General features: G+C 63.4%; 8 protein-coding genes. 6 read left to right on the top strand and 2 right to left on the bottom strand.

Features of this window, described 5'->3' with window-relative positions; all coding sequences use genetic code 11:
- Positions 1-55: 55 nt before the first annotated feature.
- Entirely contained in the window at positions 56-1,573 is a 1,518-nt protein-coding gene (locus tag CFR76_RS03720; protein WP_110555909.1) for a replicative DNA helicase, read from the bottom strand.
- 77 nt (positions 1,574-1,650) lie between these two features.
- Positions 1,651-2,751 (bottom strand): glycosyltransferase family 4 protein, encoded by a 1,101-nt coding sequence (locus CFR76_RS03725; protein WP_110555910.1) that lies wholly within the window; start codon positions 2,749-2,751, stop codon positions 1,651-1,653.
- Between the two features lie 259 nt (positions 2,752-3,010).
- Between CFR76_RS03725 and CFR76_RS03730 the strand changes: the two genes are divergently transcribed.
- The 6 genes from CFR76_RS03730 to CFR76_RS18790 all read left to right on the top strand — a co-directional run bounded on the left by CFR76_RS03730 (position 3,011) and on the right by CFR76_RS18790 (position 11,930).
- A complete protein-coding gene (locus CFR76_RS03730; RefSeq protein ID WP_110555911.1) occupies positions 3,011-4,492 on the top strand; it encodes a mannitol dehydrogenase family protein in 1,482 nt (493 codons plus the stop codon).
- A 138-nt stretch (positions 4,493-4,630) separates the two neighbouring features.
- Entirely contained in the window at positions 4,631-7,018 is a 2,388-nt protein-coding gene (locus CFR76_RS03735) for a glucose/quinate/shikimate family membrane-bound PQQ-dependent dehydrogenase (protein WP_110555912.1), read from the top strand.
- A 381-nt stretch (positions 7,019-7,399) separates the two neighbouring features.
- Positions 7,400-8,728 (top strand): cytochrome c, encoded by a 1,329-nt coding sequence (locus CFR76_RS03740; RefSeq protein ID WP_110555913.1) that lies wholly within the window; start codon positions 7,400-7,402, stop codon positions 8,726-8,728.
- A 21-nt stretch (positions 8,729-8,749) separates the two neighbouring features.
- Complete coding sequence (locus CFR76_RS03745; protein WP_025438616.1) at positions 8,750-9,223, top strand: (2Fe-2S)-binding protein; 474 nt, start codon at positions 8,750-8,752, stop codon at positions 9,221-9,223.
- Positions 9,216-11,537: a xanthine dehydrogenase family protein molybdopterin-binding subunit gene (locus tag CFR76_RS03750; protein WP_110555914.1), complete on the top strand. Its 2,322-nt coding sequence runs from the start codon at positions 9,216-9,218 to the stop codon at positions 11,535-11,537. The genes CFR76_RS03745 and CFR76_RS03750 overlap by 8 nt, the downstream gene beginning before the upstream one ends.
- Positions 11,538-11,720: 183 nt before the next feature.
- The gene (locus CFR76_RS18790; RefSeq protein ID WP_167402047.1) at positions 11,721-11,930 is read left to right on the top strand and encodes a transposase; all 210 of its coding nucleotides are present in this window, start codon (positions 11,721-11,723) and stop codon (positions 11,928-11,930) included.
- The last annotated feature ends 65 nt before the right edge of the window (positions 11,931-11,995 follow it).

The following is an 11,995-nucleotide window of genomic DNA, read 5'->3' on the forward strand; positions in this document are numbered from 1 at the left end:
TGCCTGCCGCGCACCATCACGACATTTCTGGCGACGCCTCTTGCTGATCCGGTCTTCAGGCGTCGTGGACCATGTCCAGGTCGGCAAAGCGCGTGAACTCCCCTTCGAAGAACAGGTGCACCGTCCCTGTCGGGCCGTGACGCTGTTTTTCCAGGATCAGTTCCGCGCGGTTATGCGCAAGGTCCATCTTGCGCTGCCACTCCTCCATCGCGGTGTGGTATTTGTCCTGTGAGTCATAGGACGTTTCCTTGGGCTGGCGCTGCTGCAGGTAGTACTGGTCACGATAGACGAACATCACCGCATCGGCGTCCTGCTCGATCGATCCCGATTCACGCAGGTCCGACAGCATGGGGCGCTTGTCTTCCCTGCTCTCGACCTGACGTGAAAGCTGTGACAGGGCGATGACCGGCACCGACAGTTCCTTGGCCAGCGCCTTGAGGCCCTGCGTGATCATGGAGATTTCCAGCACGCGGTTTTCCGCCCTGCTGCCCACCGATGGCCGCATGAGCTGCAGGTAATCGACCACCACCAGGCTCAGCCCCTTGGTGCGCGCCAGCCTGCGGCAGCGCGTGCGCATGGCCGACAGCGTGATGGCGGGCGTATCGTCAATATGCAGCGGCAGTTGCGCCAGTTCGCGGCTGACCTGCACGAAGCGGTCGAATTCCTTCTGGCCCAGGTCGCCACGGCGGATCTTCTCGCCCGATACGCTGGCCTGTTCGGACAGGATACGCGTGGCAAGCTGTTCGGATGACATTTCCAGTGAAAAGATGGCCACCGACCCCTTGGGCTTGGCGTCGGGTGGGGCGTCGCGTATCTCCATCATGATCGCGCGCGCGGCGGAAAAGGCGATCTTGGTGGCCAGCGCCGTCTTGCCCATGGCCGGCCGGCCCGCCAGGATCAGCAGGTCGGACGGGTGCAGGCCGCCGGTCTTCTTGTCCAGGTCGCGCAGCCCCGTGGTCAGCCCCACCACGTCGCCGCTGCGGTTGAAGGCCTGCTGCGCGATGTCCAGCGCATCGGCCAGCGCGCGGTCAAAGGACTGGAAGCCGCCATCCTGCCCCTTTTCCGTGGCCAGCTTGAACAGGGCTTCCTCACTGGCGGCGATCTGGTCGGGACCATCCAGGTCGGGGCGCGCGCCAAAGGCGTTGTTGACCACGTCCTGCCCGATGTCGATCAACTGGCGGCGTATCCACGCATCATGGATCACGCGCCCGTAATCGGCGGCGTTGATGATGCCGACCATGGATGTCAGCAGCTTGGCCAGGTACGCCGTGCCGCCAACGGAATCCAGCACGCCGGTATTTTCGAATTCGGCCCGCAGCGTGACGGGGTCAGCAAGCTGGCCGCCTTCGATGCGGCGGGAAATGGCGTCATAGATGCGGCCATTGACCGCGTTGGCGAAATGCGCGCCGGTCAGGAAGTCGGAGACGCGGTCATACGCGCGGTTATTGGTCAGCAGCGCGCCCAGCAGCGCCTGTTCCGCCTGCACGTTGGCAGGTGGCAGGCGCTGCGAGACACCAAGGAGCGAGTCCTTTTGCCCGGACTCTGCGGGGGGGGGATTCTGGATCGTATTCACCCGCCCACCCTACCTGATCCGCCCATGCGACAGGAAGGGGCATGATGGGCGGCGGGTCACGCGGGGGCTGGTGCGCATCAGCCGTGGCGCGTGCGCACCAGCCCTTCCGCACGGCGGATGACGGCGGTGGCCATGGCGCGGACCGCATCCGCCCCGTAACGTTGCAGGATGTCGCGCCGGGCCGCCCTGCCGGTCTGCATGCACAGGTCGGGGCGGGCGTAAAGATGGAGGATCCGCGCGGCGAGGGTTTCCGGTGTCGGGGTGGGCAGCAGGAACCCGTTGACCCCGTCACGGATGATGTCGGGAATGGCGCCCACGGGGGTCGCGATGACCGGCAGCCCCACCTGCATGGCTTCATGGACCGCGATGCACAGTCCCTCGAAATGGGAAGGCTGTACATAGACGTGCAGCCTGCGGCAGAATTCCAGCGGGTCGGGCTGGAACCCCTCGAAGCTTATGGCGTCCGGGGCCTCGCGCGCCGCCAGCGCCCGCAGCGCCATCATCTGCGACCCGCTGCCGCACAGCGACAGGTGAATGCGCGCATCGGGCCGGGTTGCGCGAATGACGCCCATCGCGCGCACCAGAAGCTGCATGTTCTTTTCCGGCTCCAGCCGCCCCAGCGACCCGACATGGAAGACCGCATCCCCCTGCCCGCCCCATGGCGTGGCCGGTGGCGCGTCCGCCTCGGCCATGAACAGCGGCCATGTGCAGATCCGGTCGGGCGGCAGGCCCAGCTGGTTGCGGGTGACGCGGGCCACATATTCGGAATCCGCCACCCAGAAGGCGCTCAGGTGGCGGGTGCGGCGCAGCATGAAGCGGTTGGCCGGCTTGAGGAACGCGCTGTGCTGCCAGCTGACCACGGGAATGCGCAGCATCCTGCCGATGGCCTGCCCGTACAGGGTCGCGCGGGTCAGCGATGTCCATAACAGGTCGGGCCGGTTGGCGCGGACGTAACGCAGCACCTGCCCCAGCGACGCGAAGCGTGCGGGATCGCGGTCCTCCACGATGTGGTAATCGATACCCGCCGCCTCCAGCCACGCAACGGCGTTGCCCGCCTTGCGCGCCAGCGCCACGACCCGGACCGTGTGCCCGCAGGCGCGCATCATCCCGATCACGGCGGGCAATGGCCGCTCGGCCCCGCCGCCATTCAGGCTGTTAATCAGATAGAGGATACGCATTCATTACCAACAACAGGTCCGGCCAGGGCAGTCCTTGCCGTCATTTCTGGAAAACCGGAACACCGGATATGCAACGGCGGAAAGGTTTAATAGGGCAGTTTGCCCCATTAGAAAACAGCGGCCGGGTATCGGGGGCGCAAATTACCCGCCCGCGATCCCCGCCCTGTCCTGCGCCAACCGCAGCTAGGCAGTATTGGCGGGTTGTATGATCGCGCGTTTCTGATTACGCGTCGTGGATACTTTCCGTGGGAAATGGTTCATGACCGTACTCAATAAAACGACCCTGCCCCGCCTGCCGGGCAATATCATCGTGCCTGCCTATGACCGCAGTACGGTAACACCCGGTATCGCCCATATCAGCGTGGGCAATTTCCATCGCGCCCATCAGGCGGTTTACATGGATCGCGTGCTGGGCCGGCCCGGCCAGGCGGATTGGGGCCTGCTGGGCATAGGGTTGATGGAAAACCCGCACGAGGCCGGGAAGGCGCAGGACATGGCGGCGCAGGACTGCCTGTATTCCCTGACCGAATGCCCGCCCGACGCGCCCAACGTGGTGCGGGTGATCGGTTCCATCACGGAATACATGTACGCCCCCGCCGACCGCGCGGCCACCATCGCGCGGCTGGCTGACCCGGCGATCCGCATCGTCAGCATGACCGTCACCGAAGGCGGCTATTATGTTGACGAAAACGGTGTATTCCCCATCGACCATCCCCTGATCGCCGAGGACCTGAAGCGCGCGGTGCCGCATACCGTGTTCGGCCTGCTGACCGAGGCGCTGCGCAGGCGGCGTGAAAGCGGCGCCGGGCCGTTTACCATCCTGTCATGCGACAACCTGCCCCAGAATGGCCATGTCGCCCGCACCGCCTTCCTGGGCTGGGCGCGCGCGCGTGACGCGGGGCTTGCGCAGTGGATGGAGGAGAACGTCACCTTCCCCTGCACCATGGTCGATCGCATCACGCCTGCCGTCCACCCCGACGATATCCGCAGGCTTGACGCGGAAAGCGGGATTGATGACCGCATTCCCGTCTTCTGCGAGGATTTCATCCAGTGGGTGGTGGAGGACAAATTCTGCGCCGGTCGCCCAGAACTCGACGCCGTCGGCGTGCAGTTCACGGATAATGTCCAGCCCTACGAGGCGGTGAAGCTGCATATGCTCAATGCCTCCCATTCGCTGCTGGGCCTGTCGGGCGTGCTGTCGGGGTACCGCGTGGTCAGTGAAATCATGGAGGACCTGAACGAGGTCTCGCTGGTCGAGCAGTATCTGGCCCATGACGCCGAACCCCTGCTGCATGCGCCGCCGGGCATGGCGCTGACCGAATATGGCAGGCACCTGCTGCACCGCTTCCGCAACCGCGCGATCAGCGACCAGCTGCTGCGCATCGCATCCGACAGCACCTCCAAGCTGCCCATGTTCATCAAGAGCACGGCCATGGGCGTGATCGCGCACAAGCGCCCGGTGGACCGCATCGCCTTTGTCGTGGCCTGTTACGCCGAATACCTGCGCGGGCATGATGACAAGGGGCAGGCCTATGCCGTTGCCGAGCCGCACCTGACGGATGAGGACCGGGTGAAGGCGGCATCGCCACGGCTGGAGGACGCGCTGGACATGAGCGCGTTCGCCGGGTGGGAACTGGGTGACAATCCCGGATTCGTGCAGGTCTATCTGGCCCTGCGGCAGTCCATCCGCGCCAATGGCACGCGGGCGACGCTGGCAACGGTTGTATCCAGGGGGAAATAGACGTTCAGGGCGCTGAAAACGCGCCCTGGAATATTCCGACACACGATTTATTCATCAGGTTGGGCTTGACCCGATGGGACGTCCTACGTTTTCTCATGAGAGAATGTTCGGACTGTATCACGGTGATCAGGAAAACTTATGAATAGCCTTATACGCTCGGCTCCCCTCCTTGCGGCCGCCATGGCCGTCTGCGCGCTGACAGGCCTTTACCTGTTGGGTGGCGGCCTGTGGCTGTGCCTTATCGGCGGGTCTTTCTACTATGTTGTCGCGGGTGTCCTGCTTCTGGTGACGGCGTTCCTGCTGTTCCGGCGGCAGGCATCCGCGCTGATGGTCTATGCGATCCTGCTGCTTGGCACGATGGCATGGGCCGTCAACGAAGCCGGGTTTGATTTCTGGGCGCTTGCGCCGCGTGGGGATATCCTGCTCCCCATCGGCATCGTGCTGGCGCTGCCGTGGGTGACGCGCCACCTGCAGCCTGCGGGCATGGGCGCGCGCGCGCCGCTGCTGGGGTCGATCGGGGCGGCCGTTGTCGTGGTCGGCATCGCCCTGACCGGCGACCCGCAGGATATCGTGGGCAACCTGCCCCCGGTGGCGAAGGACGCCCCCGAACCCGGAGATGCCCGCCAGATGCCCGATGGCGACTGGCAGGCCTATGGTCGCACGCAGTTCGGGGACCGTTTCTCCCCGCTCAGGCAGATCAATGCCGATAATGTCAGCAGGCTGAAGGTCGCGTGGACATTCCGCACCGGCGACCTGCGCGGCCCCAATGACCCCGGTGAAATCACCGACGAGGTCACGCCCATCAAGATCCGTGATACGCTGTACCTGTGCACACCCCACCAGATCCTGTTCGCGCTTGATGCGAAAACCGGCAAGCAGCGGTGGAAGTTCGATCCGAAGCTTGCATACAACCCCACATTCCAGCATCTGACCTGTCGTGGCGTGTCCTATCACGAAGACAAGGCCGAAGCGCAGGTCGATGAAGCCGCCGCTACCCCCGTGGAATGCGCGCGCCGCATCTTCCTGCCCACCAATGACGGGCAGCTGTTCGCGCTGGATGCCGAAACCGGCGCCCGCTGCGCCAGCTTCGGCAATAACGGCGTGGTGAACCTGCAGGATGGCATGCCGGTCAAGACGCTGGGCTTTTACGAACCCACGTCTCCCCCTGTCGTGACCGATACCACCGTGATCGTGTCCGGTGCGGTGACCGACAACTATTCCACGCATGAACCATCCGGTGTGACGCGCGGGTTCGACGTGCATACCGGCGCGCTGAAATGGGCGTTCGATCCCGGCAATCCCGACCCGAACGAAATGCCGTCCGAACACCACACCTTCGTGCCCAATTCCCCCAATTCGTGGATCACGTCGTCCTATGACGCCAATCTGGACCTGATCTACATCCCGATGGGCGTGCAGACGCCCGATATCTGGGGCGGCAACCGCAGCGCGGACGCCGAACGCTATGCCAGCTCGATCGTGGCGCTGAACGCGTCCACCGGCAAGCTGGTCTGGAGCTACCAGACCGTCCATCACGACCTGTGGGACATGGACATCCCCGCCCAGCCCAGCCTGGTCGATATCCGCAACGAACAGGGCGAGGTCATCCCGACGCTGTATGCCCCGGCCAAGACCGGCAACATCTTCGTGCTTGATCGGCGCAACGGCCAGCTTGTGGTCCCCGCCCCCGAACGGCCGGTGCCGCAGGGGGCCGCACCCGGCGATCACCTGTCGCCCACGCAGCCCTTCTCCCAGCTGACCTTCCGCCCCAGCAAGAAGCTGACCGATGCCGACATGTGGGGCGGCACGATGTATGACCAGCTGGTCTGCCGCATCATGTTCCACCGCCTGCGCTACGATGGCACGTTCACGCCGCCGTCGCTGCAGGGCACGCTGGTCTTCCCCGGCAACCTGGGCATGTTTGAATGGGGCGGCCTTGCGGTTGATCCCGTGCGCCAGATCGCGATCGCCAATCCCATCGCCATCCCGTTCGTGTCCCGGCTGATCCCGCGCGGCCCGAACAACCCGGCAACGCCTGACAAGTCCCTGCCGTCTGGCAGCGAAAGTGGCGTGCAGCCGCAGTTTGGCGTGCCCTATGGCGTTGACCTGCATCCGTTCCTGTCGCCCTTCGGCCTGCCGTGCAAGCAGCCGGCATGGGGCTACATGTCCGGCATCGACCTGCGCACCAACAAGATCGTGTGGAAGCACCGCAACGGCACGATCCGCGACAGCGCGCCGCTGCCCCTGCCCATCAGGATGGGCGTGCCCAGCCTTGGCGGGCCGCTGACCACGGCGGGCGGGGTCGCGTTCCTGACCTCCACGCTGGATTACTACATCCGTGCGTATGACGTGACCAATGGCCGCGTGCTGTGGCAGGACCGCCTGCCCGCCGGTGGCCAGTCCACCCCCATGACCTATGCAGTGGATGGCAAGCAGTACATCGTGACCGCCGATGGCGGCCACGGGTCGTTCGGCACCAGGCTGGGTGACTATATCGTGGCCTACAGCCTGCCCGACCAGAACTGAACCGTGCGGGCCGGGGAAGGATTTTTTCCTTCCCCGGCTTGACATGGCCAGTTCTATCTATATTCATTGGTATATAGATGTTGCCGGAACAGGACGCTGCAAACCTATTTATTCAGGGGTTTGCGGGGGTCCTGCTATATTAATATTATAAATAAATAACTCTTATTACAGCTTTGATCTTACGCGCCCCCAAACGGCTTGATTAGGAAACGGTAATACAAAGTTTCCGCCGTGGCGCCGATGTTCCCGCACATCCGGCAGTTCCGGTGCCTTCAGGATAGCGCAACGATGCGCTGTTTCTTGTGTTTCGCGCCATACCGGCACTGGAACCGGGCGGATGATACGGGGTGATATGATGACTTTCACAACCGCGAGAACATCGTGATTAAACGTATTGCAGCAGCGATTGTGGGAATCGGTGTCGCCGGCGGCGTCGGGTTCCTTGCCTATGCGTGGTATCCGGCGATTGCGCCGGTTGCTCCGCCTCCTCCTTCCTCCTTTTCCGCAGCGCAGGTCGAGCGCGGGCGCGTGCTGGCCGCTGGCGGCTACTGCGCCGAATGCCATACCCGCACGGATGGCAAGCGCGGCGTGGAGCTTGCGGGCGATTACAAGATGGACACGCCCTTTGGCGCCATCTTCTCCTCCAACATCACGCCGGACCCCGAAACGGGTATCGGCCACTGGTCGGAAGCCGCCTTCAAGCGCGCCATGCGCAAGGGCATTTCGCGTGACGGCACGCAGCTTTTCCCGGCCTTCCCGTTTGACCACTTCACGCACATGACGGACCAGGACATCGATGATGTCTATGCCTTCCTCATGACGCGTGAGCCGGTGCATTCGGTCAAGCGTGACAACACGGTGGGCTTCCCCTTCAACATCCGTCTGGAGCAGGCGGGCTGGAAGCTGCTCTTCCTGCATGAAGGGCCGCTGAAGAACGATCCCGCCCAGGATGCCGAGTGGAACCGCGGCGCGTACCTGGCCGAAGGGCTGAGCCATTGTTCGGCCTGCCATACCCCGCGTAACCTGATGGGTGCGGAAAAGGCCAGCGCGCCGTATGATGGCGCCCCGGTGGACAACTGGATCGCGCCGCCGCTCAATGAACACAACCCGACCCCGGTTGTCTGGACCGAGGACGAGTATTTCAAATACCTGCGCTTTGGCTCCGCCCCGCTGCATGGCAGTGCCGCCGGTCCCATGTCGCCGGTCGTGCATGGCGGCCTGAGCGAGATGCCGGAATCCGATGTGCATGCCATCGCGCATTACCTGGCCCAGATCGACCATTCCGCAACCCGCGTCAGCCAGGACCCCAAGGCCATTGCATGGGCCATGCAGGCGTCGATGAAGGACCTGGTCGGCCCGCAGGTCAACCCGAATGCGAAGCTGTATGCCGGCGCCTGCGCCGCATGCCACGCCAATGCCGGCCCGCAGCCGGTTGAAGGCCGCCCCGACCTGGCGCTGAACAACGCGCTGTGGCTGGATGAGCCGACCAACCTGTTCCAGGTCATCCTGCGCGGTATCGGCACGACGGAAGGCATTTCCACCGTTTCCATGCCCAGTTTCTACCATTCCTTCTCGGATGCGGATCTGGCCCGCCTTGCGGCCTACCTGCGTGCGACCCGCACGACCCTGCCGCCGTGGACCGATCTGGAGAAGAAGGCGGGCGAGGTTCGCAAGACCCTGCCCGTCCCCCCTGTCGCGTCGTCCCATTGAGCTGAAAGACGGAGCTAGAACATGACGACCTTTCGCCTCAATGGACGGGAAGTAACCGTTGACGTACCGGGTGATACCCCCCTGCTGTGGGTCATCCGTGACGAAGTTGGCCTGACCGGAACGAAATTCGGTTGCGGCATCGGCATGTGTGGTGCGTGCACCATCCATATCGGTGGCCGGGCCACCCGTTCCTGCGTGACCCCCGTCAGCGCCGCCGAGGGCGCTGACATCACCACGATCGAAGGCATCGATCCCGAGGGCAACCACCCTGTCCAGCAGGCCTGGCGTGAAATCCAGGTGCCACAGTGCGGCTACTGCCAGTCCGGGCAGATCATGCAGGCCGTAAGCCTGCTGAAGGATTACCCCTCGCCCACCGATGAGGAAATCGATGCCGTCATGGCTGGCAGCCTGTGCCGGTGCATGACCTATGTTCGCATTCGTGAGGCCATCAAGAAGGCCGCGGCCACCGCACGCGGAGATGCATCAAATGGGTAGATTAAACCGCTTCCGCCTTGGCAAGGACGGACGCCGTGAACAGGCTTCCCTGTCACGTCGCGGCTTCCTTGTCACCTCGCTTGGCGCCGGCGTCATGTTTGGCTTCGCGCGTCCTTCATCCGCCAACCAGATTTTCCCGCTCGACAGGGCACTGCCGGGCGACGGGGCGTTCGAACCCACCATCTGGTGCTCGATCGCGCCCGACGGGGAAATCACGGTCAACATCATCCGCGCGGAAATGGGCCAGCATATCGGCACCGCCCTCGCCCGCATCATCGCGGATGAAATGGAAGCCGACTGGAGCAAGGTCCGCATCAACTATGTGGACACCGACCCCAAATGGGGCCTGATGGTCACGGGTGGCAGCTGGTCGGTCTGGATGACATGGGATGTCTTCCGCCAGGCGGGTGCCGCGACGCGCACGGCCATGGTCGAGGAAGGCGCGCGCCTGCTGGGCACCACGCCGGACAAGTGCACGGTCGCCAACAGCATCGTCAGTGCTGGCAGCAAGCAGATCAGCTTTGGCGACATCGTGGCCAAGGGGCACCCGTCCCATGCCTTCACGCCCGAGGAAATGGCCAAGCTGCCGCTCAAGCCCGCAAGCGAGCGCAGGCTGATCGGCAATGCCGAACTCAAGGCGCTGGACATTCCCGCCAAGACCAACGGCACCGCCATCTACGGCATCGACGCCAAGGTGGAGGGCATGGTCTATGCCCGCCCCAAGATGCCGCCGACGCGCTATGGTTCCAAGGTCCGTTCGGTTGACGATACCGATGCGAAGAAGGTCAAGGGCTACATCCGCTACCTGCTGATCGATGACCCGTCGCAGGTCGTGCAGGGCTGGGTCGTGGTGCTGGCGGAAAGCTATAGCGCCGCCATCCGCGCCACCGACGCGCTGAAGGTCGAGTGGACGCCGGGCGAGACTATCCATACGTCCGAACGCGACATCCAGGACCGTGGCCGCGAGCTGATCGGCAACAAGGAAGGTGGCGTCTACATCTTCAATGATGATGGTGTGGACAAGGCATTCTCCGGCGCGCATCTGGTCATGGATCAGGAATATACCTGCGCGTCCGTGCTGCACTACCAGTTGGAGCCGACCAACGCGCTGGCCTTCCAGAAGGATGGGGTCTACGAGATCCATGCTGGCAACCAGTGGCAGAGCCTGATCCTGCCCACGCTGGCCAAGTCGCTGCAGGTGCCGGAATCCAAGGTCATCCTGCGCAGCTACCTGCTGGGTGGCGGGTTCGGCCGCCGTCTGAACGGGGATTACATGATCCCGGCCGCCCTTGCCTCCAAGGCGCTGGGTGGCAAGCCGGTCAAGCTGATCCTGACGCGCTCGGACGACATGCAGTTCGATTCCTTCCGCTCGCCTTCCGTCCAGCGCGTGCGCATGGCGTTTGACGCCAGCGACAAGATCACCTCCATGGACTATCAGGCGGCTGCCGGCTGGCCCACGGGCGTGATGGCCGAAGCGTTCATGGAAAAGGGCGTGGATGGCAAGCCGTATGACCAGTTCGCCATCGCTGGTGGCGACCACTGGTATGAAGTCGGTGCCTTCCGGGTGCGGGCGCTGCGCAATGACCTGGCGGAAAAGACATTCCGTCCCGGCTGGCTGCGTTCGGTCAGCCCCGGCTGGACCAGTTGGGGGATCGAGTGCTTCCTTGATGAGGTCGCGCACCGCCAGAAGAAGGATCCGGCCCAGTTCCGCCTTGAACTGCTGACCGCGCAGGGCCGCAACAAGGGACAGGCGCCCGATTCCGTCGGCGGCGCGCTGCGTCAGGCCGCTGTCGTGCGCAGGCTTATGGAAAAGGTGAACTGGGGCAAGACCACCCTGCCCAAGGACACCGCGATGGGCCTTGCCACCACGGCGGGACAGGAACGTGGCATGCCGACATGGATCGGCTGTGTCGCGCAGGTGCATGTGGACCGCAGCACCGGCGTGGTGACATGCCAGAAGCTGACCATCGTTGTCGATGCGGGCACGGTGGTCGATCCCGATGGCGCGAAGGCCCAGACCGAGGGTGCCGCGTTGTGGGGCCTGAGCATGGTCCTGTTCGAGAACACGGAAATCGTCAACGGCATGCCGGTTGACCGTAACCTGAACACCTATACGCCGCTGCGTATTGCCGACACGCCGGAAATGGACATCGAATTCCTGCCCAGCACCGAAAAGCCGATGGGCCTGGGTGAACCGGGCACGACGGTGGTCGGTCCTGCAATCGGCAATGCCATCTTCAATGCCGTGGGCGTGCGCTTGCGTCACATGCCAGTCCGTCCGGCGGATGTGCTGCGTGGTTTGCAGAACGGCTAGGCGCATACAGCCTGAATACGAAAAACCCCGGTATGCGGTGCATGCCGGGGTTTTTTATTGTCCGGGATAAAAACAAAAGTTTATGGGCACCGCCTTTTTTCAAAAAGGCGACATTCTTCGAAACTTTCTTGAGCCTGTTGGGAACTGTTTTTTTAAAGTCGCTGGATGCATTTCAAACCTGGTATGGATCGCTTTGTATTAACGGATGCCCAGTGGGCAAAGATGGAACTGCCGTGCCTTGGGAAGAAGACGGATCACGGACGTAGCAGGATGGATAACCATATCCTCATCGAGACTGTGTTGTGGATAACCCGTAATGGCAGTCCGTGGCGGGACCTGCCGACTATTTCGGACACTGGAACTCGGCTTGCTCGCGCCACAGCGACTGGATAAAAGCCAAGGTTTTTCCCGAAGATTTTCGAAGCAGTCTTTGATGACACCGATATGGAATATGCGAT

It is taken from the genome of Komagataeibacter swingsii (genome assembly GCF_003207895.1).
GTDB classification, from domain to species: Bacteria; Pseudomonadota; Alphaproteobacteria; order Acetobacterales; family Acetobacteraceae; genus Komagataeibacter; species Komagataeibacter swingsii.

Bases quoted from the DNA above. Each gene is read 5' to 3' on its own strand.
- CFR76_RS03725 (WP_110555910.1), bottom strand. From the start codon at position 2,751: ATGCGTATCCTCTATCTGATTAACAGCCTGAATGGCGGCGGGGCCGAG.
- CFR76_RS03730 (WP_110555911.1), top strand. From the start codon at position 3,011: ATGACCGTACTCAATAAAACGACCCTGCCCCGCCTGCCGGGCAATATC.
- CFR76_RS03735 (WP_110555912.1), top strand. From the start codon at position 4,631: ATGAATAGCCTTATACGCTCGGCTCCCCTCCTTGCGGCCGCCATGGCC.
- CFR76_RS03745 (WP_025438616.1), top strand. From the start codon at position 8,750: ATGACGACCTTTCGCCTCAATGGACGGGAAGTAACCGTTGACGTACCG.
- CFR76_RS03750 (WP_110555914.1), top strand. From the start codon at position 9,216: ATGGGTAGATTAAACCGCTTCCGCCTTGGCAAGGACGGACGCCGTGAA.
- CFR76_RS18790 (WP_167402047.1), top strand. From the start codon at position 11,721: ATGGATCGCTTTGTATTAACGGATGCCCAGTGGGCAAAGATGGAACTG.